The organism is Thiocapsa roseopersicina (genome assembly GCF_900106925.1).
GTDB lineage: Bacteria > Pseudomonadota > Gammaproteobacteria > Chromatiales > Chromatiaceae > Thiocapsa > Thiocapsa roseopersicina.
In genome coordinates this window covers 14,149-37,362 of the sequence record NZ_FNNZ01000013.1, presented here as the reverse complement: position 1 = coordinate 37,362, position 23,214 = coordinate 14,149, and the positions used below count along the sequence as shown (strand labels likewise).

Here is a 23,214-nt window from a genome sequence, read left to right as displayed (position 1 = left end):
TTCGAGACTGCCGTCCGTGCGCCCCTGCAGACGATGCCGCGGAAGGTTGCGGCAAGGCACTCGGGCGTGGTTTCGGCCCGGCCTCGGCCGGTCCTTTCATTCCCTAGGGAGTCGTCAATCACATCGAGATCCAGAGCGGTTTTTCCCACGTTGGTCGACCTTGATCGGCTTGTCGCTCCCCCGAGCAAATCCGATCAACGACGGTCATCGCGCTTCGGCCTAACCGGCTTTAACGGTTAGTCTTTCGTCCTACGGAGGTCTTATCATGTCAGCAGCCATTACCAGCTATATCGACGTCGCTCAAATCGTCCTCTATGTCTTCTGGTTCTTCTTCGCCGGGCTTGTCTTCTATTTGCACCGCGAAAACAAGCGTGAAGGTTATCCGCTCGAATCCACCCGCGGCGGTAAGATCAAGATCGAAGGCTTCCCCTCGATGCCGCAGCCGAAGACCTATCTGCTGCCGCACAACGGTGGAACCGTCACGGTGCCGCGTGTCGAGGCGGCCGAGAAGATCAATGCGACGCCGGCTCAGCCGGGCGCGGGCTCCCCGCTCATCCCGAACGGCGATCCGATGCTGTCTGGATTCGGTCCGTCCGCTTCCCCGGACCGCGAGAAGCATCCGGATCTGACCTTCGAGGGCGCGCCCAAGATCGTCCCGCTGCGTGTCGCCACCGATTTCTCGATCGCCGAGAAGGATCCGGATCCGCGCGGCATGACGGTTGTCGGATTCGACGGCGAAGTCGGCGGAACCGTGACCGACGTCTGGGTCGACCGTTCCGAGCCGCAGATCCGTTACCTCGAGGTTAAGGTGGCGAAGGGCGGCAAGCAGGTCCTGCTGCCGATCAACTTCACGCGCTTCGACAAGAAGAACCGCAAGGTCAACGTCAAGTCGATCGCCGGCAAGCACTTCGCGAACGTGCCGGGTCTGGCCAAGCCCGATCAGGTCACCCTCTACGAAGAGGACAAGATCTGCGCCTACTATGCCGGTGGCCAACTTTACGCAGCTGCGGATCGGTCTGAGCCTCTGCTGTGAGAGAGTATGAGTTCGAGCCCATTCGGGGCTTGCCCGAGCATCTTCCTCCAGGCGAGGAGATGCTCTGGCAGGGTGCGCCGCGCTGGACCGCTTTGGCGCGGCGCGCCTTTCATGTCCGGAAGGTCGCCGTCTATTTCGCCATCATTCTGGTGTGGCGGATCTTCGCGGATCTCTCCGCGGGGGAGACGACGGGCGAGGTCGTGGTCGGCGCGCTCTGGATCACGGCGCTCGGCGTCGTCTCGATCGGCGGCCTTCTGCTGCTGGCTTGGGCGATGGCGAGGTCCACGGTCTATACCATTACCTCGCGCCGCGTGGTGATGCGTTTCGGTGTGGCACTGCCGATGATCGTGAACTTTCCGTTTGCGCAGATCCACTCCGCGCAGATGAAGCGTCATCGCGACGAGACCGGGGACATCCCCATCATCCTGGTCGCATCTACGCGGACCTCCTACACGGTTCTGTGGCCGCATGTCCGTCCCTGGCATTTCACCAAACCGCAGCCGATGCTCCGAGCGATTCCCGATGTTGCTCGGGTCGCCGGGATCCTGTCGGATGCCCTCAACCGCTTTCTGGCCGAAACCGAAAAGGGCGCCGAGCACGCCGATGCGGGCACGGCCAACCGCGCTGGATCCGACCCTACACCGACATCCTGAAGAGGTTGAATCTTGACTGAATTGCATGATCGTCCGTTTCCGCGGGGCATGCTGATCGCGGTTGCCTCGCTGATCGTTTTCACGATCCTGGCGGTCGCTGTCGCAAGGCTCACCGGCTTTGACCCAAGTCAGGCTCCCGTCTCGCCCGAGGTTGCGGTTCGCGATCTGAGTTTCGTCGAGGTCGGCCAGGGCGATCTCGCGGTCTACGATGCCGAGTCCGGGGTGCTGTTGGAGACACTCCCGCCGGGCGAGGACGGTTTCATCCGCGGCGTGCTGCGTACGTTGGAGCGCGAGCGTCGGATGCACAGCGTCGCTCTGGATGGACCTTATCGGCTGAGCCTTCGCGAGAACGGTCGTTTTACGTTGGAGGATCAAACGACCGACTTCTTTATCGATCTCAGGGCATTCGGCCCGACCAACGAGGCCGCCGTCGGCCGCTTCCTATCGGCATCGCCGCCGGTTCAGTGAGGCTGCGGCCGGGTCTCGGGGCGAGCGATGCCCTTTGCTCCGGCTGCTGTCGCGACGAAGCGAACCCTGCTCGCGCGACGTCTCGCCTGCTATGATCCCGGCTCCCCGACCTCGACATCCCGCGTCCGCGGGATCGGCTCCATCCGAGCAATCGCGTCGGTCGATCCTCGATCCGGCGTTGGCGAGGTCCTTCGCTGCAGGGCAGGGGTGATCCCGGAAGCGGAGGCATTCCGATCGCCATCGGCCAGAGAATAGGGCGCATTTCATGCTCGAATATGGTTACCCCGTTCTTTTCGCGCTCGGGCTCTGGTGGTTCAGCACGGGTGTGGTGCTCTATCTGGACAATCTACCGGGTCGCACCTTCGGGTGGACGATGCTCGGCGGCACCGCGGTGCTGGCGTTTGCCGTTTTTGCGCTTGTCGTCAGCAGTACCTCCACTTCTCTGAGCGCGGCCTACATTGCCTTCACCTCCGGCGTGGTGGTCTGGGGCGTCTTGGAGATGAGTTATTTCACCGGGCTCCTGACCGGGCCGCGCAAGACGCCGTGCCCACCCGGTTGTGCGGCGTGGAAGCGCTTCGGTCTCGCCATTCTGACCAGCCTCTATCATGAGTTTGCGGTCCTCTCGGCGGTGGCCTTCCTGGTCGTGATCTCGTGGGGCGAGCCCAACCAGGTCGGAACCTGGACCTTCGTTGTTCTCTGGCTGATGCGCTGGAGCGCGAAGCTCAATCTCTTCTTGGGTGTTCCCAATCTGAACGACTGGCTGCCCGAGCATCTAGCCTATCTGAAGTCCTACATGCCGAAGCGGAGCATGAACCTCTTGTTTCCGATCTCGGTGACCGTGCCCACCTTGATCGTCGTTCTGATGGTGTCCGGGGCGCTGAGTCCGGGTGCGAGCGAGTTCGAGGTCGTGAGCCTGATCCTGGTGTCGACCCTTTTGGCGCTGGGCATTCTCGAGCACTGGTTCCTCGTGCTTCCACTGCCGGACGAGGCGCTCTGGGCTTGGGCACTGCCCTCGCGCGATGGCGACGCGGAGCCGGGCGGGGAACGCGGTCAGGGCGGATCGAATTCCGATGGATCGACCCGGAGAATGGCTGCCTCCCGAAAAGCGTTGGGTCAGCAGGCCACTTCGCCGTCACCCTGCCGCTCCGCCGGGGGTGGTCGACGCGGGACTCCCATAGCGGAGCTTCCATGAACGTGGATTCATGGCGCGTATCCTCGCCGGTGCGCTTTGATCCGAGCCGAAGACTGGGCTAGGCTTACTCGCATATCGGTCAAGGCGAGGGTCGGTGAGACGATGTCGTATCGCCCGGCTCGGTTGACGCGAATCATATCGAGCTGGTCGGGAATCAGCTAAGGTATAGAGCAATGCGCGCCCGGACGGCGCGATACCAAACGACCCGATTCGGATAGGGCTGAGTTTAAGGCCATCGCACCGCGGCGGCATCGTGTCCCGGTGTCCTCGGCGATGCCGCTGGCTCGAAGAGCTCGGCTACGCCAAAGATCGGACTGATGCGGTCAGGCTCGAATGGCCGTTTCCCGTTCGACCCGTTCCTGAGGAATTCTCATGCGTATATTGATGATCCAGCCGAACTATCACTGTGGTGGTGCGGAAATCGCGGGAAACTGGCCACCCGGTTGGGTTGCCTATATCGGCGGTGCGCTCAAGCACGCGGGCATGACGAACATCCGGTTCATCGATGCCATGACCTACGATATTCCGGACGACAAGCTGCGCGAAATCATCCGGGTCAACCAGCCGGACGTCGTTCTGGCTACCGCCATCACCCCGCAGATTTACAAGGCGCAGACCACGCTCCAGATTGCCAAAGAGGTGCTGCCGAACGTGGTCACCGTGTTGGGCGGCATCCACCCGACGTTCATGTACACCCAGGTGTTCAGCGAGGCGCCCTGGATCGATTACATCGTGCGCGGCGAAGGCGAGGAGATCGCCGTTGCGCTCCTGCAGTCCATCGAGGCCGGCACGCATCGGCAAGATCGTAAGCGCATCTGGGGTATCGCCTACATCGACGACGACGGCCAGGTCGTGGCGACCCCGGCGCGTCCGGTTATCGAGGATCTGGACACCCTCACGCCGGATTGGTCCCTGCTCGACTGGGACAAGTACATCTATACCCCGCTCAACTGCCGGGTCGCCGTGCCGAACTTCGCGCGTGGCTGCCCCTTCACCTGCCGTTTCTGTTCGCAGTGGAAGTTCTGGCGCAAGTATCGTCATCGCGATCCCAAGAAGTTTGTCGACGAAATCGAAACCCTGGTTCGCGACTACAACGTCGGCTTCATGATCCTCGCCGACGAGGAGCCGACGATCTTCCAAAAGAAGTTCGTCGCACTCTGCGAGGAGTTGATCAAGCGCGATCTGCCGCTGCACTGGGGCATCAACACCCGCGTGACGGACATCATGCGCGACCGCGACCTGCTGCCCCTGTACCGCAAGGCGGGTCTGGTCCATGTCTCGCTCGGCACCGAGGCGGTCTCGCAGTTGAATCTCGATACCTTCCGCAAGCAGACCACGGTCGAGCAGAACAAGCTGGCGGTCAAGCTCCTGCAGCAGGCCGGAATCGTCGCCGAGGTCCAGTTCATCATGGGTCTCGAGAACGAGACGCCCGAGACCATCGAGGAGACCTACAAGCTCGCCCAGGACTGGAAGCCCGACATGGCGAACTGGAACATGTACACACCATGGCCCTTCGCGGAGCTTTTCGAGGAGTTGGGCGACAGGGTGGAGGTTCGCGACTACTCCAAGTACAATTTCGTGACGCCGATCATGAAGCCCGAGGCGATGACGCGCGAGCAGGTCCTCAAGGGCGTCCTGAAGAACTATGCGCGCTTCTATATGCGCAAGAGTTTCTTGGAGTATCCTTGGATCAAGGACAAGTTCCGCAGACGTTACATGCTCGGCTGCCTCAAGGCCTTCGCCAAGACCACGGCTTCGAAGAAGTTCTACGACCTCGAGCGGCTCAAGATGAAGGGGATGTCGGCCGAGGTGGATCTGGGATTCGATGCGTCCAAGGTGCTGACTGCCGACGAGATCGCGCAGTTGAAGCGGGATCGTCCCGAGCTGTCCGCGGACATGAACTTCAAAGGGACGCCGGTCAAGATCGTGGCATGCGGCGCCCCGGACGATCTACAGGTTTCGGAATCGGATCTGCCGGTCAGGGCCGCCGTCTCCAAGCCCAAGATGACAGCAGTCCAACCTGACTAACCGGGTTCAAGACATGGCGCCTCCACTGCCTTCAAGCCTACCGATCGAGCTTCTCGAGCGGTTCGGACATTTGCCGCCCGGGTGTGCCTTGGCGACCTCGCAAATGGGCGGTGACGCGGCCTTCTCGGACTCGAACTACAAAGAAGCACTCGTGGGGCTGCGCGACAGCCCCGATGAGCACGTTTCCGTATATGTGCACGTGCCCTTCTGTCACGTGCGCTGTCTCTACTGTGCGTGCAACACGACCATCACCCACAGCGAGGAGAAGGTCGACCAGTACCTCGATACTCTCGACCGGGAGATGGGGCTAGTCACTGACATCATCGGCCGCGGCCGTGTCACCGATCAGCTTCACGTCGGAGGCGGCACGCCGAACCATCTCAACGAGCCCCAACTGGCTCGACTGATCGAGATCGTCGAGCGCCACTTCCGGATTGCGGAACAAGCCTGTACCTCGATCGAGTGTAACCCGCGCCGCACCTCGGCTGGACAGCTCGATCTTCTCTACGGGCTCGGCTTCAAACGCATCAGCTTCGGTGTGCAGGACCTCAACTCGGACGTGCAGCGCGCGATCGGCCGAGTCCAGTCACTCGACATGGTGCGCGACGTCTTTCTGACGGCGCGCGACACCGGGTTCGAGAGCATCAATCTCGATCTGATTTACGGCTTGCCCTTCCAGACGCCGGAGGGGTTCCAAGCGACACTCGACCAGATCGTCGCACTCGGGCCGGACCGGATCGCCTGTTTCAGCTACGCCCATGACCCCGTGACCAGGCCCCATCAACACGCCATCAGTGCGGATCACCTTCCGTCGGTGGCCGAGAAGCTGGCCCTGTTCCATCAGGCCGTGCAGTCCTTTTCGGCAGCGGGTTATCGCTGGGTCGGTCTGGATGTTTTCGCGCGCGAGGCCGACGAGCTGACGAGTGCCCAAGACGAGGGCCGACTCTACCGCAACGCGATCGGCTACACCCCGATGCCCGCCAAGCAAGTGCTCGCCTTCGGACCGAGCGGGATCGGGGAGGTCGGCGGAGCCTTGGTTCAGAATGCGCCGGACCTCAAGACGTGGCAGCGTTGCGTGTCCTCCGGGCTGCTTCCCGTGTCCTGGGGACGTCGGCTGAGCGATCAGGATCGGCGCCGCCGCGAGGCTATTCTCTACCTCATGTGCAACCTCGAGCTCCCTGCGTCATCCGCGCACGGTCTGGAGCGCGAGTACGAAAGTCTCTGCCGCGACGGCGGACGCGGCCTACTCGAGGTGACGGACGACGGGATCCGGGTCACCGAGGAAGGCCGTTATCTGCTGCACGGGCTCTGCGTCGAGCAGGACGCCTCCGTCGACTGGGGAAGCACCCAGTGGCGCGCGACGGCCGGGCCGTGAACGCGCCGGCCGATTTCGGAGCGACCGCGAGGGTCGGACCCAACGCCGTCATCCGTGTCGCCGAGGCGCTCGGCGAGGCCCGCGGTGCCGATGTCGTCGCACAGGTGTTCATGGCTGCAGGGCTCGAACATTACCTGACGACGCTCCCGAGCGAGATGGTCGACGAGCGCGAGGTCACCCGGCTCCAAGCGGCGCTGCGCGAGCAATTGGGACTCGCTGTTGCCCGGCCCGTGTCGCACGATGCGGGTTTGCGCACGGGCGATTATCTGCTCGCCAATCGCATCCCGCGTCCGGTCCAGCGTCTCCTCGAGATCCTGCCAGCGCGCCTGGCGAGCCGCGTTCTGATCTCGGCGATTCGTCGCAACGCCTGGACCTTTGTCGGCAGCGGCGTCTTCGACGGCACGCCCGGTCGCCCGACCAGACTAACCGTGACGGATGGTCCGATCTGTCGAGGCGCTTCGGCCGACGAGCCGCTCTGCGATTTCTATGCGGGGAGCTTCGAGCGCCTGTTCTCCCGGCTCGTCCATCCGAACACGCGCGTTACCGAGATTGCCTGCCAGGCCCACGGCGCCGATGCCTGTGTATTCGAGGTCCGCTGGTAGGGCGCCAGCCCGATAACTCGGCCTTCTCGGCGCCGTCGTCGACTCATCCGCGACCGACTCTCTCCATCCATCGCCTTGTCGAATCGATTCGCTCTTCAGGGCCGCGTTCTCGCCGGCCGCACCTGTTGGAATCCGCATGAGCGAGAGGCGTGCGTGCGCGAGCGTGTGCTTGCGCTGAGGGATCAGGGTCTGCGGCCCGGACAGGTCGTCCTCTGTCCTGACACCCCGGTCATCGAGCCGGTCGCGATGAGCTTGGCGCTCATGCAGGTCGGGGCGGCATTGCTGCCGTATCGCACCGGTCTGCCCGGGGGCGAGATCCTCGAGCTGGCTGCGTCGACCGGCGCCGAGTGGCGTTGGTCTCCCGACTCCGCGACCCTGATCCCGCTCGAGCCTGCAACCGGGACGGCATCTCCATGCCCCGGGTCCTTGGGTTCGGCGTTGGCCCTGCTCGTGAAAACCAGCGGCAGCAGCGGCGGGCCGAAGGTCGTAATGTTGACCCGCGAGAATCTCATCGCCTCGGCTGCGGCGGTGAATCGACGCCTCGGTTTCGGGTCCGACGATGTCTGGCTCTGTTGTCTGCGTCTGAGTCATATCGGCGGTCTGTCGATCATCCATCGCTGGGCGCTCGCCGGGGGTAGCCTGGTCCTGCATGAGGGATTCGATGCGCAGGCCGTTGCCGAGGATCTGCAGCGTCATGCAGTGACACATATCTCTCTGGTGCCGCCGATGTTGGGCCGCCTGATCGACACGGGTGCCGCACCCCCACCCTCGCTGCGCGTCGTCCTGGTGGGTGGGCAAGCGCTGAGTCCGGTGCTGGCCGAGCGCGCACTCCTTGCCGGATGGCCGCTCTTTCTCACCTACGGCATGACCGAGACCACATCGCAGATCGCGACCTCGGCCCATGCGCTGGAGCGCGTCCCCTCCGACGGCCGCGTGGGTCCGTTGCTCCCGGGCGTGGAAATCGATAGGCGCGATGGGCTCGAAGGTCCGAGCCGACTGCGTGTCCGCGGACCCATGGTGATGGCAGGTTACGCCAACCCCGGACGCCTTGCGGGTCAGGGGCTCGACGAGGGTTGGTTCGAAACCTCCGACCTGGGCGGCATCGATGCGGAGGGTGAGCTCAGGGTTGTCGGACGCGCCGATGACGTCTTGGTCATCGGCGGCAACAACATCTCGCTGACCCGTGTGGATGGGCTGCTACGCGCGGCCCCCGGCGTCTCGGATCTCGCCGTCGTCGCTCTCGCGGATGCGATCTGGGGACACCGCTTAGTGGTGGTCTACACCGGCGATCTCGACGAGCGTGCCTTCGAGCGCTGGTGCGACGGCGCCCTCTCGGGCGCCGAGAGACCCCGCGTCTTCAAGCGGGTCGCCGGGCTCCCGCTGCTCGATTCAGGCAAATACGATCGGATTGCGATCCGTGCCCTGGCACTGGAATCCGGATCCAGCCCTTAAACCGCGCCCGGCGCGGTATGCGATGGCTTTGGATGAGATCGGCCCCGGCAGACTTGATGACCGTTGGAGTCGGCGCGGTTTAAGCACTACGGTATTGAGTCCTTTTCAGCCACCGACCCGGGGCATTCGAAACGGCAGCATTAACTGGACGATGCGCGAGTCGAAGCGATCGAGCGAGAGGCTCTCGTGCACGCAGGTCGCGGTCTCGCCGGCCAGGCGGGTCTCGACCAGCGAGCGTGCGTAGAAGGGCGTGTCTTCCAGCGTCTCCACGACGCGTGCCTGATGCCCCGGCTCGCACTGGGTCCCACGCTTGATGCGCCAGATCCCGGTCGTGGGCAGCCGTACCCGCGGCGGTGGCGCGAACTCTTCGACCTCGCCCGAGGCATTGAAGCGTAGCGCGAGCCCGGCGCCGGTCCCGTGACGTGCGGTCACGTCGTAGAGCATGGTGGTGCCCGACGGCGTATTGGCGCGCGACCAGTCCCAACACTCGAAGGCGTCTTCGAGCGGCTCCTCCCCGCGATTGGAGTCGAGATAGGCGTGCCCGCTCCAGCGCAACGCCGGTTTTTCCAGATCGACTTCGACGCGCGAGATGGGCGCGATCGGCCACCAGACATGACGTCCCGCCGGATCGAGTGTGAACTCGCGCGTGTTGACGGCGGCCGGGATCACCCGAATCCGACCACGCACGCGCGAGGGAATGGGGGCGGTGATCTCGTTGACCTCGATGGTCAGCGCCGTGCCGTCCCAGGTCAGGTGGCTCGGCCCGATGTCGAGTCGCCCCGGTGCCTGACGCAGTGCCTTGCGCCCGCGCTCGGTCATGGTCCAGCGCTTACCGGCCTTGCCGTAAAGCGCGACATTGAGCGCGCAGTGATCGAGCGGGTCCGGATTGCCGCGCCGCCGCGCCCACGCGTAGTAGGGCGAGAAGACGCTGCCGAGCATGGCGATGATGGTCAGGCCATGGTCGCCGTCGTCGCTCAACGCATCCACGTACCACCAGAGATAGCCGCCGGGCGTGATCCTCAGGTCGAAGCGAGGTCCGCGAGCAGTGTCGCTGCCGCCAGGCGTCCCGACATGGCCGCCATCGGCACCCCGGCTCCCGGATGCGCGCTCCCCCCCGCCAGATAGAGCCCCGGCACCTTGCTGCGCGACGGCGGACGCGTGAAGGAGGCCCTCCATCCGTGCGACGCTTGACCGTAGAGTGCCCCGCCCGTCGCCGGGAAGAGCTGGTTGAAGCCGGCCGGCGTCGTCACGACGCTCGTCTCGGGTGTCCGATGAACCTGGAGCCCACAGCGCTCCAGGAGTGAGAATGCCCGCTGCTCGCATTGCTCGATCTCCGCGGTGTCGAATGGGTGCCGATCGCCCTTTGCCGGGGCGTTGAGGAGGCAGAGTAGACGCTCGGGTCCCTGCGGTGCGGCGTCGTCGTGGGCGCCGCGATCCTGGGCGCAGACATACACGGTGCCCTCGCGCGGGACCTGGCCGCGCCTGAAGATGTCTTCGAACTCGGCCGGGTAGTCACGGCAGAAGAAGACGCTGTGGCGCAGGAGAGGGAAGCCCTCCGTACGTGCCACCAAGCTCCAGGTGATGGCGGAGAGCGAGCGCTCCGACGGCGCGGTCTTGGCCACGGCCTGTCCCACACCTGCCCCCAAGTGCCCGTCGGCGAGCGCGGCGACGTCGCCGTTGAAGACGACGGCGTCCGCCTGGAGCTGCTCGCCCGAGCCGAGTCGAACCCCGCGGGCGCGCCCGCGCTCGACCAAAATCTCCGCCACGTCGGCCCCGTAAGTGATGCTCGCGCCGAGCGATTCGGCCAGTCGCGCCAGGGCGACGGCCGTCTGATGCATGCCGCCTTCGACCGACCAGACGCCTTGGCGCTCCACATGGGCGATCAACATCAGGGTGGCGGGTGCGAGGAAGGGCGAGGAGCCGCAATAGGTCGAGTAGCGCCCGAAGAGCTGGCGTAGACGCTGATCCTTGAAATGCTCGCCGAGTGACTGCCAGAGGCTGTCGAACGGCTTGATGCGCCGCAGGCCCGGAAAGCCGCTGATCCCGCAGCGACTTACCAGACTGACCGGGTTCGGCCGCGAGGATCGGATAAAAGGTCCGTCGAGGGTCTCGAAGATGGTGCGTGCGTGCTCGCAGAAGCCCCGGTAGCGTTTTGCCTCGGCCGCGCCGGCGAAGTCGCCGATCGCCTCGATGGTGCGCTCCTCGTCGGCATAGAGGTCGAAGCGCTCATGCTCGCTCCAAGCGTGGCGTGCTAAGATCTCGAACGGTTCGAGCGTCAGATAGTCCGTCAGCGATGCGCCCGCCTCGGCAAAGATCTCCTCGAAGATCCAGCGCATCGTGAAGACCGTCGGTCCGGCGTCGATGTGTCGACCGCCGACCGCGACCTCCCGCATCTTGCCGCCGGGCGCGGCGGCCCGTTCGAGGACACGCACCTCCAGGCCGCGCGAGGCCAGCTGAACCGCGGTGACGAGTCCGCCGATGCCGGCGCCGACGACGATCACTTTCTCTGTGGGCATCCGATGATGGCCTCTCTTTCGATTTGTATTTGACGCCGTTGGCGTCCGTGTCTATTGTACATGACACTTGTGAGTGTCAACTAATATTTACAGATCGGCGGCGACCGGGGGAGCGGCGATGGATCCAACCATGCGAATCGAGCAGGCATTGGCAGCGGCTTTGGAGTCGGTGACGACATCGGCCTGTCCGCCCAGGCTTGCAGAGGCGGTTCGCCACGCCGTCTTTCCGGGCGGTGCGCGCGTGCGACCGAGGCTCTGTTTGGCGGTCGCTGCGGCGTGTGGAAGCCGCGATGTCGAGGCGGCGGATGCTGCGGGCGCCTCCATCGAGCTGCTGCACTGCGCGTCCCTGGTCCATGACGATCTTCCCTGTTTCGACGACTCCCCGTTACGCCGGGGTTTGCCCTCCGTCCATCGGGCCTACGGCGAGCCGCTGGCCGTGCTGGCCGGCGATGCCTTGATCGTCCTCGCCTTCGAGAATCTTGCCCGGGTCTTGGGCAACAGCCCCGAGCGTTTGGCGCCGCTGCTGATGACCGTCAGCCGAGCCGTCGGAATGCCGTCCGGCATCGTCGCCGGTCAGGCCTGGGAGTGCGAGCCCAAGGTCTCGGTCGCAGACTATCACCGAGCGAAGACCGGCGCGCTCTTTGCCGCCGCGACCGCCGCCGGTGCTCAAGTGGCCGGCGCCGATGCCGATGCCTGGCGCGTGGTCGGCGACAAGATCGGCGAAGCCTACCAGGTCGCGGACGATCTGCGCGACGTCGCCGCCAGTGCGCAAGAGGTCGGCAAGCCCGTCGGTCGCGATGCCGTGCTGAACCGCCCGAGCGCAGCAGGCGAGCTCGGCGTGGACGGCGCAGTCGCGCTGCTTCGCGGTTTGGTCAAGGGTGCCATCGATGCGATCCCGCCTTGTCCGGGATCCGCACAGCTCGCCGAGGTCCTGATGGCCGAGTCGCGCCACATCATGCCGAAGGGTCTCGCCGATCGCGCTTAAACCGCGCCCGTTGGGATATGCGAAGTTTGTTGGATAGGCTTGGCCGCGCCAGCTCCGACGACTGTTGGAGTTGGCGCGGCTTAAGGTATTAAAAAGATTAAGATTTAATATCTTAAGCCGCGTCTCGCCGAGATTGAGGATATCCTCAAAGCCAAACACAAAGTGAAAATGACGCATTTCGCTCTGGACGCGGTTTAGGTCACGTCGGTTCGCACGTCAACCAACCGCTTTCGGTCGTTCGCGCCTGTGGTGTGCCGCCTACTGTGTGTCGTTGGACGACGCCGCTCGGGCGGGACGCGGTTTTTAGCGCTGGTTTTCGTCGACGGGGACGCGCTCCGCGCGTCCTCGCGCCCGATTTCGCCATTTGCCCTTTAACCTTTTTCTCATTTCGTCGAGGTTGTTGACGTGTCGATCTTCGATTCCTGGTTGGATGTACGCAACCGTCTGCTCGCAAGCCCCGCTTTCCAGCGCTGGGCCTCGGCCTTCCCCTTGACCCGCCCGATCGCGCAGAAACGCGCGCGCGAGCTCTTCGACATCGTCGCCGGGTTCGTTTACTCGCAGATCTTGTTCGCGTGCGTGCGTCTGAAGCTGTTCGAGATCCTTGCGGAGGGTCCGCAGAGCGCGGACGCGCTGGCGAAGCGGATGGCGCTTCCGCCCGAAGGTGCGATTCGCCTGCTGCGCGCCGCGGGGAGTCTGCGGCTGGTCGCCGTGTGCGAGGACAAGCGCTACGCCTTGGGCGAGCTCGGCGCGGCCATGATCGGAAACCCCGGGATCGCCGCCATGGTCGAGCATCACGCGATGGTCTATTCGGATCTCGCCGATCCGGTCGCCCTGCTGCGTGGCGAGGTCGAGCGCACGGCCTTGTCGAGCTATTGGTCCTACGCGGCCAACACCGACGCGGCGAACGTGGACGAGCAGTCGATCGACGGCTACACGGCGCTCATGTCCGACAGTCAGTCTCTGATCGCCGGCGATGTGCTGGATGCCTATTCACTGAAGGGGCACAAGTGTCTGCTGGACGTCGGCGGCGGCGACGGCACCTTCCTGGTGACGGCAGCCAAGCGTTGGCCGCACCTGAAGGTCATCCTGTTCGATCTGCCCGCGGTCGCCGAGCGCGCGAAAGCCCGCTTCCAGCGCGAAGGGCTCGCCGATCGGGCCACTGCGGTCGGCGGCGACGTGATGCGCGATCCTCTGCCGGAGGGCGCGGATGTCGTCTCGCTGGTCCGGGTGCTGCACGATCACGACGATGACGAGGCGCTCGCGATCATCAAGGCCGCTCGGCGGGTCCTGCCGACCGGCGGAACCCTCTTGGTCGCCGAGCCGATGTCCGGCACGCCCGGCGCCGAGCCGATCGGCGACGCCTATTTCGGGTTCTATCTCCTCGCCATGGGCAGCGGGCGCCCGCGCACCCCGGTGGAGATCGACAACATGCTGCGGCTCAACGTCTTCGATCCGGTGCGTTTGGTGCCGACCGTGCGTCCGATCCTGACGCGCCTGTTGGCCGCGACAAGGATGGCATGAGGTCGGTAGGATGGAAAAGTCCGGCAGCTTCTGCCGGACGCGCTTGAGTTGGGTTAAACTCCGATGCCTTTGATTGTCACTGTCACTATCAGGGTCGAACATTGAACCTCGATACCCTCGCCGTCGTTCTCGATCAGCCTGAATCCCTTGCGCTCAAACCGCTGACGCTCACCCCGCCGGGCGACGCGGATGTCATGGTCGCGATCGAATGGAGCGGAATCAGCACGGGCACCGAGCGTTTGCTCTGGTCCGGGCGTATGCCGAGCTTTCCCGGCATGGGCTATCCCTTGGTACCCGGCTACGAGTCGGTCGGTCGTGTGACCTGGGCCGGCGATCGGTCGGGGCTCGAGATCGGCCAGCGCGTCTTCGTGCCCGGAGCGCGCTGCTACAACGAGGCGCGCGGTCTGTTCGGCGGAGCGGCCTCCCGGATCGTGCTCCCCGGCGAGCGTGCCGTGCCGGTCAGCGAGGTGCTCGGGGAGGATGCCGTGCTGCTCGCGCTGGCGGCGACGGCCTATCACGCGATCGGCGGCCTGAGTGCCGGCCCGGTCGACCTCGTCATCGGCCACGGCGTGCTGGGTCGACTGGTGGCGCGGATCGCGGCCTTGGCCGAGGGCGCTCGCCCCACGGTATGGGAGACGAACCCGGAGCGCACGCATGGCGCGGAAGGTCACGGCTACCAGGTCGTCGCGCCGGATCAGGATCATCGCACGGACTATCGGCGCATCTGCGATGTCAGCGGTGACTCGGGGATCCTCGATACCCTGATCGCACGCATGGCGCCGGGCGGGGAGGTCATCCTCGCTGGTTTCTACAGCCAACCCCTCTCATTCTCGTTTCCGCCGGCCTTCATGCGCGAGACCTGCATCCGGGTCGCCGCCGAGTGGCGTCCGCCGGATATGGTCGCGGTCAAGGAGCTGGTCGATTCGGGACGCCTGTCGCTCGACGGGCTCATCACCCATCGCGAGCCCGCGACCCGTGCCGATGAGGCCTATCGCACCGCGTTTAGTGACCCCAACTGTCTGAAAATGATCCTGGATTGGAGATCGATCTCGTGAGTGTATCCGTCAAGAGTCCCGCATTGGTGCCCGGGCGCCAATCGACCAAGGATCCGGTCGGCGCACCCTCGATCGCCACGCCCTCCATCAAGGAGACCCAGATCATCGCGATCTACGGCAAGGGCGGCATCGGCAAGAGCTTCACGCTGGCCAACCTCTCCTACATGATGGCGCAGCAGGGCAAGAAGGTCCTGTTGATCGGCTGCGACCCCAAGAGCGACACCACGACCCTGCTGTTCGGCGGCCGTGCCTGTCCGACCATCCTGGGGACCTCGGGTGAGAAGAAACGCGCCGGCGACAAGGTCGGCATCGGCGACGTCTGCTTCAAGCGCGACGGTGTCTTCGCGATGGAGCTGGGCGGTCCGGATGTGGGTCGGGGCTGCGGCGGTCGTGGCATCATCCACGGCTTCGAGCTGCTCGAAGGCATGGGTTTTCACGAGTGGGACTTCGACTATGTCCTGCTCGACTTCTTGGGCGACGTGGTCTGCGGCGGCTTCGGCCTGCCGATCGCGCGCGATCTCTGCCAGAAGGTGATCGTGGTCGGATCGAACGATCTGCAATCGCTCTATGTCGCCAACAACGTCTGCTCGGCGGTCGAGTATTTCCGCGGATTGGGCGGCAACGTCGGTGTGGCGGGCATGGTAATCAACAAGGACGACGGCACCGGCGAGGCGCAGGCCTTTGCCAAGGCCGTCGAGATCCCGATCCTGGCAACCATCCCGGCACACGACGAGATTCGCCGCATGAGCGCCAACTACGAGATCATCGGCCGCCCCGGCGACCGCTGGGGTCCGCTATTCGAAGAGTTGGCGACCAATGTCGCGCTGGCCCCGCCGATCCATCCCAAGCCGCTCGATCAAGACGGGCTCCTCGGGCTCTTCACGGGCGACGTGGTCGGTCGGCATGTGGTGCTCGAGCCGGCGCGGCCCGAGGATATGTGCAGTGCCGAGACCTTTAAGAAACCCTCGCTTGAGGTGATCTACGACGATGTCTAAGCCATCCGAGCGCGAAGGTCCGATCGGTGATCGCTCGGTCGACGCGGGGGAAGGCGGCTGTCACGGCGGTGCCGAGACCTTGCACGCCGCCGCGGTCGCCTCGGGAAACCGTGAGTTGCTGAAGCGCTACGCAGAGGACTATCCGAAAGGCCCGCACGATCAACCCCAGACCATGTGTCCGGCGTTCGGCGCCTTGCGGGTCGGGCTGCGGATGCGGCGCACGGCCATGGTGCTCGCAGGCTCGGGCTGTTGTGTCTATGGTCTGACCTTCACCTCGCATTTCTACGGCGCACGCCGCTCGGTCGGCTATGTGCCCTTCGATTCGGAGACCCTGGTCTCGGGTGCGCTCTTCGAGGACGTGCGCGAGGCGGTGCTCAAGCTCGCCGATCCGGATCACTACGATACCGTCGTGGTGATCAATCTCTGTGTGCCGACCGCCTCGGGCGTGCCGCTGCGTCTCTTGCCCAAAGAGCTCAACGGCGTGCGCATCCTCGGTATCGACGTGCCCGGGTTCGGGGTGCCGACCCATGCCGAGGCGAAGGACGTGCTCGCCGGTGCCATGCTGCACTATGCGCGGACCGAGGCCGAGCAAGGCCCGGTGCAGGCACCGCGCGGCGGGCGCAGCGAGCGGCCGACCGTGACCCTGCTCGGGGAGATGTTCCCGGCCGATCCGGTCGGCATCGGGATGATGCTCGAGCCCATGGGGCTGGCCCCCGGCCCGGTCGTGCCGACCCGCGAATGGCGCGAGCTTTACGGGGCGCTCGATTGTCGGGTCGCCGCGGCGATTCACCCTCAATACACCGCGAGTGCGCGCGAGTTTGCCCTGGCGGGTCGCCCCGTCGTCGGCTCGGCACCGGTCGGGTGCGAAGGCACCGCGAGCTGGCTCGACGCGATCGGAGCGGCCTGCGGGATCGCTCAAGACAAGGTCGATCTGGCCAAGAACAAGATCCTGCCGGCCATTGCCGGTGCCCTGTCGGGCAGTCCGATCAAGGGCCGAGTCACGGTCTCCGGTTACGAAGGCTCCGAGCTGCTGGTCGCGCGTCTGCTGATCGAGTCCGGCGCGGACGTGCCCTATGTCGGCACCGCCTGCGGGCGCACGCCTTGGTCGGAAGCGGATCTGGCTTGGCTGGAGTCGCGCGGCGTGCCGGTTCAGTTCCGTGCGTCCCTGGAGCAGGACATCGCGGCCGTGAAGGCGCTGGAGCCGGATCTCGCGATCGGCACCACGCCGGTCGTGCAGGCGGCCAAGGAGATGAGCATCCCGGCGCTCTATTTCACGAACCTCATCTCGGCGCGTCCGCTGATGGGGCCCGCGGGTGCCGGTTCTCTGGCGCAGGTCATCAATACGGCGCTGGCCAATCGGCATCGATTCACCGCCATGCGCAGCTTCTTCGAGGGCGTCGGCGCAGGAGAGACCTGCGGGATCTGGGATCAGCCGCCCGTGTCGGTCGCCGTGCCCGCCCCATCCTCAGTCGTCAAGCCGCTATGAGTCCGGTCACGAGGACGTTTTACCCATGTTGATCAACGACCTCGACCGCGCCGGCGGTTATTGGGGCTCCGTCTACGTCTTCGCAGCCATCAAGGGCCTGCAGGTCATCATCGACGGGCCGGTCGGCTGCGAGAACCTTCCTGTCACCGCCGTTCTGCACTATACGGACGGGTTGCCGCCGCACGAGCTTCCGGTTGTCGTCACCGGCCTGGGCGAGGAAGAGCTGGGCCAAAAAGGGACCGAGGAGGCGATGCGTCGCGCCTATGCGACCCTGGATCCGAAGCGGCCAGCCGTAGTGGTTACGGGCTCGATCGCCGAGATGATCGGCGGCGGCGTCACCCCGGAAGGCACCAATATCCATCGCTTTCTGCCGCGCACGATCGACGAGGATCAGTGGCAGAGCGCCAACCGCGCCATGTATTGGCTGTGGACTCAGTACGGTCCGAAGAAGGGCGCGATTCCGAAGGCCAAGCCGCGCAAGCCCGGCGAGCCGCCGCGCGTGAACATCATCGGACCCATGTACGGGACCTTCAACACCCCGTCCGATCTCGCCGAGATCAGGCGTCTGGTGGAAGGTATCGGCGCGAAGGTCAATCAGGTCTTCCCGCTGGGGAGCCATCTCGATCGAGTGCCCGAGCTGGTGAATGCAGAGGTCAACATCTGCATGTACCGCGAGTTCGGGCGCAGCCTCTGCGAGGCGCTCGAGCGGCCCTTTATCCAGGCCCCGATCGGTCTGCACAGTACGACCAAGTTCCTGCGCACCCTCGGCGAGCTGCTCGAGCTGGATCCCGAGCCGTTCATCGAGCAGGAAAAGCACACGACCATCAAGCCCATTTGGGACCTCTGGCGGTCGGTGACGCAGGATTTCTTCGGCACGGCCAGCTTCGGCGTCGTGGCTACCGACACCTATGCTCGAGGCCTGCGTCATTTTCTCGAAGACGAGCTGGGTCTGCCCTGTCATTTCGCCTTCTCGCGCAAGGCCGGCGTGAAGCCGGACAACGATGTCGTGCGCGAGGCGGTGCATCAAAAGACGCCGCTGATCGTCTTCGGAAGCTACAACGAGCGCATGTATCTGTCCGAGATCGGCGCCCGCGCGACCTATATCCCTGCGTCGTTCCCGGGCACCGTGATCCGTCGTCACACCGGCACGCCCTTCATGGGCTACTCGGGTGCTACCTATATCGTCCAGGAGGTGTGCAATGCCCTCTTCGACGCGCTTTTCAACATCATTCCGCTCGGGACCGATCTCGACAAGGTCGACGCCACTCCTGCGCGACTCCATCGCGAGCTGCCCTGGGACGAGGACGCCCTCGCGGCATTCGATCGCATCGTCGATTCCCAGCCTGTGCTGGTGCGCATCTCGGCCGCCAAGCGCCTGCGCGATGCCGCCGAGCGCGCCTCACGCAATGCAGGGGATGAGCGGGTGACTCTCGATCGCGTGGTCGAGGCCCAGCGCTCGGTCTAGCGACCGGCCCTCTTGTTGGTCGCCAGTCACGAGTACTTCACGGCAGATGTGTCTGGACCGTTCGTTGTCGTAATCGAACATCGATACGACGACAACGACAACGATCTCGGAATCTCTGCACTGCGCCACTAGGCTCGTGGGGAGCCGGGCGGCGCGTCGCGTCGCGTCGCGTCGCCCAGATTCACACCTCGTCAGGTCGGCCGGCGACGCCTCGTTTGCTTCCCCGTTGCCGCGCTCTTCTTCAGTCTGCCGTTTCCGCCGGCTCGAAATTCTCGCCGTCACGCCTTGGGTCCCTGTTTTCACGGCCGTTTCTCCAGTGCCACCGTGCACTTGGGGGCGGCATGACCTCTGTTCGTTGTCCGGGCGCAGCTGCGGCGCAAAAGAGGTGTAAATGTAGATTGACATCTACGTCAGTCAAGCTAGACTGACACCTAATCCAGTCACCCTGCAAGGCTTTCGTACCGGACCCGTGAGACCCGACCTGAACAATCCGCGATTCGACGTTCCGAGCTTCTCGCAGGTTACGTCGCGCAAGACTCCCTCGGAGGTCGAGGTCCACGGGCGAGGTGTTTCGCCGGGTGCTGGCGAGTTTCGCTTGTCGAACGGAGCGAATGCCCCGCGCGACATGAATTGCCCGTCCCTTTATTCGGGACGATGGAGTCGAGTGGCTGGTCGGGCGTTTCGAGCAGCTTCTCCGTCGCGGTCTATTGGTCCGCGACGAAACCCTTGCCGCACGGGGTCGGTGCGGCGTCACTTAGGTTCATCTCCTACTGGAGGATCGATCAATGGCTGAAAACACCAGCATGTCCGGCATGACCGAAGAAGAAGCGAAAGAGTTCCACGGGATCTTCGTGCAGAGCATGACCACGTTCTTCGGAATCGTGATCGTTGCACACATCCTGGCGTGGCTGTGGCGCCCCTGGCTGTAGCAAAAACCAATTCGGCGCTGGCGCCCGAGGGTGCCGGTCGCACGGTCATCTAACTCGTCCTGACTCCAGGAGAAATAAATATGTTCTCGACCGAAAGCTTGTGGAAAATTTGGCTGATCATGGATCCGCGTCGCATCCTGGTCGCCCTCTTTGCATTCCTGATCGTCCTTGGTCTAGCCATTCACATGATTCTGCTCAGCACTGCAGATTTCAACTGGCTCGAAGACGGCGTCCCCGCCAAGTCCGCAGTCAGTCAGATGCAAGTGACGCCGGTTGTGCCGCAAAGGCAATAGCGTCCTTTACGGGGGTGGCAGGGGAGGCTGGACCCATTGGCCAGGCCCCACCTACCGCCGACAGTGCTAAGAGGAGGCAGCCGAATCGGATGCCTCCCCAGCAGAGGATTTTACGATGGCCATGCTCAGTTTTGAGAAAAAATACCGCGTCCGTGGCGGGACGCTGATAGGGGGAGACCTATTCGACTTCTGGGTGGGGCCGTTCTATGTCGGCTTCTTCGGAGTCTCGGCGTTCTTCTTCGCATTGTTAGGTACGCTCTTGATCGTCTGGGGCGCCACCCTCGGTCCGACGCCTGAGCTGCAGACGTTCAATCTCTGGCAGATCAGCATCGCTCCCCCGGATCTCAGCTACGGCCTAGGAATGGCTCCGCTTGATCAGGGCGGTCTTTGGCAGTTCATTACACTCTGCGCGATCGGGGCATTCGTCTCCTGGGCGTTGAGGCAGGTCGAGATTTCCCGCAAGCTCGGAATCGGTTTCCACGTCCCCTTCGCCTTCAGTTTCGCGATCGGTGCCTTTGTGACGCTCGTGGTGATTCGTCCCATCTTGATGGGCGCGTGGGGTCATGGCTTCCCGTACGGAATCATGAGCCACTTAGACTGGGTTTCGAATGTGGGTTACCAATACCTGCACTTCCATTACAACCCGGCCCATATGCTCGCGATCACTTTCTTCTTCACCACATGTCTGGCGCTGGCGATGCACGGCTCCCTGATCTTGTCGGTGACCAATCCCGCGAAGGGCGAGCCGGTCAAGACCGGTGAGCACGAGAACACCTTCTTCCGGGATCTGATCGGCTACTCCGTCGGCGCACTTGGTATCCATCGCCTGGGTTTGTTCCTGGCGCTGAGCGCAGTCTTCTGGAGCGCCGTCTGCATCGTGATCAGCGGACCCTTCTGGACGCGCGGCTGGCCGGAATGGTGGAACTGGTGGCTTGAGCTTCCGCTCTGGTAGGGTCTAGGAGACAACAATGGCTGAATATCAGAACATTTTTACAAGCGTGCAGGTGCGCTCTCCGGCTTACCCCGGAACGCCCATGCCGAAAGGCAATCTGCCGCGTCTCGGCAAGCCGATCTTCTCCTACTGGGCAGGTAAGATCGGCGATGCTCAGATTGGCCCCATCTATCTCGGGTTCACCGGTGTTGCATCCTTGCTCTTCGGCTTCATCGCCATCGAGATCATCGGCTTCAACATGGCGGCTTCCGTAAATTGGAGCCCGATGGAGTTTCTGAAGAACTTCTTCTGGCTGGCGCTTGAGCCGCCACCGCCGTCCTACGGCCTCAGTATCCCTCCTTTGGGTGATGGCGGCTGGTGGTTGATCGCCGGTTTCTTTCTGACCACGTCCATCATTCTTTGGTGGATCCGGACCTACAAGCGGGCTGCGGATCTGGGTTTGAGTCAGTGGCTGTCTTGGGCGTTCGCGGCGGCGATCTTCTTCTATCTGAGCCTGGGTTTCATTCGCCCGGTTTTGATGGGTAGTTGGGCGGAGGCGGTACCTTTCGGTATCTTCCCCCACCTCGACTGGACGGCGGCCTTCTCGATTCGGTACGGGAACCTTTATTACAACCCGTTCCACATGCTCTCGATTGCCTTCCTGTATGGCTCGGCCCTGCTGTTTGCCATGCACGGTGCGACCATCCTCGCCGTGAGCCGGTTCGGTGGCGATCGCGAGATCGACCAGATTACGGATCGCGGCACGGCAGCGGAGCGCGCAGCTCTCTTCTGGCGCTGGACGATGGGCTTCAATGCCACGATGGAATCGATTCATCGCTGGGCTTGGTGGTTCGCGGTCTTGACCGTCATCACCGCCGGCATCGGGATTCTCCTGACCGGTACCGTGGTCGACAACTGGTATCTGTGGGCCGTGAAGCATGGTGTTGCTCCCGTCTATCCGCTTGATGGCGCTACGGATCCGACGCTGTTGCAGGGGGTTTCGCAATGAAGATGGCTAATTACACGTCGATCCCGCTGGCCGCTATTGTCGCTTCGGTTTTTGTTGCCGGCTGTGAAGCGCCGCCTCCCGAGACCGTCCAATTGGGTTACCGCGGTCTTGCGATGGAGCACGTCCAGAACCCCGGTGATCTGGCTAGCAGCTATAAGGCGAACCAGCCTCCCGAGGTGATTCCGGCGGCACCGCCCGGCGGACCGAAGGTCTCCGAAGTCTATGAGAATGTCCAGGTCCTGAGCGATCTCACCGTTGCGGATTTCACCCGTCTGATGGTGGCCGTAACGACTTGGGTCTCTCCGGAGCAGGGTTGCAACTATTGCCACGTTCCCGGCAATTGGGCTTCGGACGACATCTATACGAAAGTCGTATCGCGTCGCATGTTCCAGATGACGCAACAGGCCAATTCCGCATGGAAGGACCATGTCGCGGCTACGGGCGTCACCTGCTATACCTGTCATCGCGGTAAGCCGGTGCCGGAGTATGTCTGGACGACCGATCCGGGTCCGAATCTGCCGTCCGGCGTGTCGCCGACAGGGCAGAACATCGCGTCATCGACGGTTGCCTATGCGTCTTTGCCGTTCGATCCTTTCACGCCATTCCTCGATCAGGCCAACGAGATCCGGGTGATCGGCGATGCGGCCCTGCCGAGCGGCAACTTGGCTTCGATCAAGCAAGCGGAGTGGACCTATGGCTTGATGATGCAGATCTCCGATGCGCTCGGCGTCAACTGCACCTTCTGCCACAACAGTCGGTCGTTCTTTGCCTGGGATCAGAGTACCCCGCAGCGCACCACCGCCTGGTATGCGATCCGGCATGTGCGTGAGATCAACCAGGAATACATCTGGCCGTTGAACGAGGTGTTGCCCGAGACACGTAAGGGTCCGCTGGGCGATCCCTACCGCGTGAGCTGCGCGACCTGCCATCAGGGCGCCTATAAGCCGCTTTACGGTGCTCAGATGCTCAAGGACTACCCCGCACTTGCAGGTCCGACCCTGATTGCGGCGCCCGAGGAAGCGGCTCCGGTCCAGCCCGCGGCAGAAGCAGCGCCTGCGGTCCAGCCGAAGCAGTTGTAATGACCTCGGCCGGCTCGGCTGGCCGTTAAGGCAAGGAGGCCAAAGGCAGCGCCGGATTCCGGTCCGGCGCACGTCGGGTGAGATGGTTCAGCAGGCCGTGCCCTTCCCTGGCTTTGATCGGGCAGAGGGGCAACGATTAACAACGGC

General features: G+C 63.9%; 21 protein-coding genes. 19 read left to right on the top strand and 2 right to left on the bottom strand.

What is annotated here, in order from left to right:
* Window positions 1-265: 265 nt before the first annotated feature.
* The 8 genes from puhA (at window position 266) to BLV04_RS14125 (ending at window position 8,803) form a co-directional block, all read left to right on the top strand.
* On the top strand, window positions 266-1,033 hold the full coding sequence (gene puhA / locus BLV04_RS14160) for a photosynthetic reaction center subunit H (protein ID WP_093033275.1): 768 nt from the start codon (window positions 266-268) through the stop codon (window positions 1,031-1,033).
* Entirely contained in the window at window positions 1,030-1,686 is a 657-nt protein-coding gene (gene puhB, locus BLV04_RS14155) for a photosynthetic complex putative assembly protein PuhB (RefSeq protein WP_093033272.1), read from the top strand. Before puhA ends, puhB begins: the two co-directional genes overlap by 4 nt.
* A 12-nt stretch (window positions 1,687-1,698) precedes the next feature.
* The gene (gene puhC / locus BLV04_RS14150) at window positions 1,699-2,154 is read left to right on the top strand and encodes a photosynthetic complex assembly protein PuhC (protein WP_093033269.1); all 456 of its coding nucleotides are present in this window, start codon (window positions 1,699-1,701) and stop codon (window positions 2,152-2,154) included.
* Window positions 2,155-2,419: 265 nt separating this feature from the next.
* Window positions 2,420-3,346 (top strand): putative photosynthetic complex assembly protein PuhE, encoded by a 927-nt coding sequence (gene puhE, locus BLV04_RS14145; protein ID WP_093033266.1) that lies wholly within the window; start codon window positions 2,420-2,422, stop codon window positions 3,344-3,346.
* 372 nt (window positions 3,347-3,718) lie between these two features.
* Window positions 3,719-5,374, top strand: coding sequence for a magnesium-protoporphyrin IX monomethyl ester anaerobic oxidative cyclase (gene bchE / locus BLV04_RS14140; RefSeq protein ID WP_093033263.1), 1,656 nt, complete (start codon window positions 3,719-3,721; stop codon window positions 5,372-5,374).
* Between the two features lie 13 nt (window positions 5,375-5,387).
* Window positions 5,388-6,749, top strand: a complete 1,362-nt coding sequence (hemN, locus tag BLV04_RS14135; protein ID WP_093033260.1) for an oxygen-independent coproporphyrinogen III oxidase — start codon at window positions 5,388-5,390, stop codon at window positions 6,747-6,749.
* Window positions 6,746-7,351: a bacteriochlorophyll 4-vinyl reductase gene (bchJ, locus tag BLV04_RS14130; RefSeq protein WP_245731888.1), complete on the top strand. Its 606-nt coding sequence runs from the start codon at window positions 6,746-6,748 to the stop codon at window positions 7,349-7,351. The genes hemN and bchJ overlap by 4 nt, the downstream gene beginning before the upstream one ends.
* A 153-nt stretch (window positions 7,352-7,504) precedes the next feature.
* Complete coding sequence (locus BLV04_RS14125; protein ID WP_245731887.1) at window positions 7,505-8,803, top strand: AMP-binding protein; 1,299 nt, start codon at window positions 7,505-7,507, stop codon at window positions 8,801-8,803.
* A 105-nt stretch (window positions 8,804-8,908) separates the two neighbouring features.
* On the opposite strand, the gene BLV04_RS14120 is transcribed toward BLV04_RS14125, so the two are convergent.
* Together BLV04_RS14120 and crtD are read right to left on the bottom strand one after the other, a co-directional pair.
* Entirely contained in the window at window positions 8,909-9,790 is an 882-nt protein-coding gene (locus tag BLV04_RS14120) for a carotenoid 1,2-hydratase family protein (protein ID WP_342721913.1), read from the bottom strand.
* Between the two features lie 32 nt (window positions 9,791-9,822).
* Window positions 9,823-11,319 (bottom strand): 1-hydroxycarotenoid 3,4-desaturase CrtD, encoded by a 1,497-nt coding sequence (gene crtD / locus BLV04_RS14115; RefSeq protein WP_093033251.1) that lies wholly within the window; start codon window positions 11,317-11,319, stop codon window positions 9,823-9,825.
* A 118-nt stretch (window positions 11,320-11,437) separates the two neighbouring features.
* Here crtD and BLV04_RS14110 point away from each other — a divergent pair, with 118 nt between their 5' ends.
* The 11 genes from BLV04_RS14110 to pufC all read left to right on the top strand — a co-directional run bounded on the left by BLV04_RS14110 (window position 11,438) and on the right by pufC (window position 23,067).
* Window positions 11,438-12,304: a polyprenyl synthetase family protein gene (locus BLV04_RS14110; RefSeq protein WP_093033248.1), complete on the top strand. Its 867-nt coding sequence runs from the start codon at window positions 11,438-11,440 to the stop codon at window positions 12,302-12,304.
* 405 nt (window positions 12,305-12,709) lie between these two features.
* Window positions 12,710-13,825 carry a methyltransferase gene (locus BLV04_RS14105; protein WP_093033245.1) on the top strand — a complete coding sequence of 372 codons (1,116 nt, stop codon included), beginning with the start codon at window positions 12,710-12,712 and terminating at the stop codon, window positions 13,823-13,825.
* A 101-nt stretch (window positions 13,826-13,926) separates the two neighbouring features.
* Complete coding sequence (gene bchC, locus BLV04_RS14100) at window positions 13,927-14,880, top strand: chlorophyll synthesis pathway protein BchC (protein ID WP_093033242.1); 954 nt, start codon at window positions 13,927-13,929, stop codon at window positions 14,878-14,880.
* Window positions 14,881-14,906: 26 nt separating this feature from the next.
* A complete protein-coding gene (locus tag BLV04_RS14095; protein ID WP_371828644.1) occupies window positions 14,907-15,875 on the top strand; it encodes a chlorophyllide a reductase iron protein subunit X in 969 nt (322 codons plus the stop codon).
* Window positions 15,868-17,361, top strand: coding sequence for a chlorophyllide a reductase subunit Y (bchY, locus tag BLV04_RS14090; protein WP_093033239.1), 1,494 nt, complete (start codon window positions 15,868-15,870; stop codon window positions 17,359-17,361). Before BLV04_RS14095 ends, bchY begins: the two co-directional genes overlap by 8 nt.
* 25 nt (window positions 17,362-17,386) lie before the next feature.
* On the top strand, window positions 17,387-18,826 hold the full coding sequence (gene bchZ / locus BLV04_RS14085) for a chlorophyllide a reductase subunit Z (RefSeq protein WP_093033236.1): 1,440 nt from the start codon (window positions 17,387-17,389) through the stop codon (window positions 18,824-18,826).
* Between the two features lie 785 nt (window positions 18,827-19,611).
* Window positions 19,612-19,755 carry a light-harvesting antenna LH1, beta subunit gene (gene pufB / locus BLV04_RS14080; protein ID WP_093033233.1) on the top strand — a complete coding sequence of 48 codons (144 nt, stop codon included), beginning with the start codon at window positions 19,612-19,614 and terminating at the stop codon, window positions 19,753-19,755.
* An 80-nt stretch (window positions 19,756-19,835) separates the two neighbouring features.
* The gene (gene pufA, locus BLV04_RS14075) at window positions 19,836-20,048 is read left to right on the top strand and encodes a light-harvesting antenna LH1, alpha subunit (RefSeq protein ID WP_175534637.1); all 213 of its coding nucleotides are present in this window, start codon (window positions 19,836-19,838) and stop codon (window positions 20,046-20,048) included.
* 115 nt (window positions 20,049-20,163) lie between these two features.
* Window positions 20,164-21,000 (top strand): photosynthetic reaction center subunit L, encoded by an 837-nt coding sequence (gene pufL / locus BLV04_RS14070; RefSeq protein ID WP_093033228.1) that lies wholly within the window; start codon window positions 20,164-20,166, stop codon window positions 20,998-21,000.
* 16 nt (window positions 21,001-21,016) lie between these two features.
* The gene (gene pufM / locus BLV04_RS14065; protein ID WP_093033225.1) at window positions 21,017-21,988 is read left to right on the top strand and encodes a photosynthetic reaction center subunit M; all 972 of its coding nucleotides are present in this window, start codon (window positions 21,017-21,019) and stop codon (window positions 21,986-21,988) included.
* Complete coding sequence (pufC, locus tag BLV04_RS14060; RefSeq protein WP_093033222.1) at window positions 21,985-23,067, top strand: photosynthetic reaction center cytochrome PufC; 1,083 nt, start codon at window positions 21,985-21,987, stop codon at window positions 23,065-23,067. Before pufM ends, pufC begins: the two co-directional genes overlap by 4 nt.
* Window positions 23,068-23,214: the final 147 nt, after the last annotated feature.

Excerpts from the sequence above, each read along its gene's own strand:
- puhA (WP_093033275.1), top strand. The coding sequence starts at position 266 with ATGTCAGCAGCCATTACCAGCTATATCGACGTCGCTCAAATCGTCCTC.
- puhE (WP_093033266.1), top strand. The coding sequence starts at position 2,420 with ATGCTCGAATATGGTTACCCCGTTCTTTTCGCGCTCGGGCTCTGGTGG.
- bchE (WP_093033263.1), top strand. The coding sequence starts at position 3,719 with ATGCGTATATTGATGATCCAGCCGAACTATCACTGTGGTGGTGCGGAA.
- hemN (WP_093033260.1), top strand. The coding sequence starts at position 5,388 with ATGGCGCCTCCACTGCCTTCAAGCCTACCGATCGAGCTTCTCGAGCGG.
- crtD (WP_093033251.1), bottom strand. The coding sequence starts at position 11,319 with ATGCCCACAGAGAAAGTGATCGTCGTCGGCGCCGGCATCGGCGGACTC.
- BLV04_RS14110 (WP_093033248.1), top strand. The coding sequence starts at position 11,438 with ATGGATCCAACCATGCGAATCGAGCAGGCATTGGCAGCGGCTTTGGAG.
- bchY (WP_093033239.1), top strand. The coding sequence starts at position 15,868 with ATGTCTAAGCCATCCGAGCGCGAAGGTCCGATCGGTGATCGCTCGGTC.
- bchZ (WP_093033236.1), top strand. The coding sequence starts at position 17,387 with ATGTTGATCAACGACCTCGACCGCGCCGGCGGTTATTGGGGCTCCGTC.
- pufB (WP_093033233.1), top strand. The coding sequence starts at position 19,612 with ATGGCTGAAAACACCAGCATGTCCGGCATGACCGAAGAAGAAGCGAAA.
- pufA (WP_175534637.1), top strand. The coding sequence starts at position 19,836 with ATGTTCTCGACCGAAAGCTTGTGGAAAATTTGGCTGATCATGGATCCG.
- pufL (WP_093033228.1), top strand. The coding sequence starts at position 20,164 with ATGGCCATGCTCAGTTTTGAGAAAAAATACCGCGTCCGTGGCGGGACG.
- pufM (WP_093033225.1), top strand. The coding sequence starts at position 21,017 with ATGGCTGAATATCAGAACATTTTTACAAGCGTGCAGGTGCGCTCTCCG.
- pufC (WP_093033222.1), top strand. The coding sequence starts at position 21,985 with ATGAAGATGGCTAATTACACGTCGATCCCGCTGGCCGCTATTGTCGCT.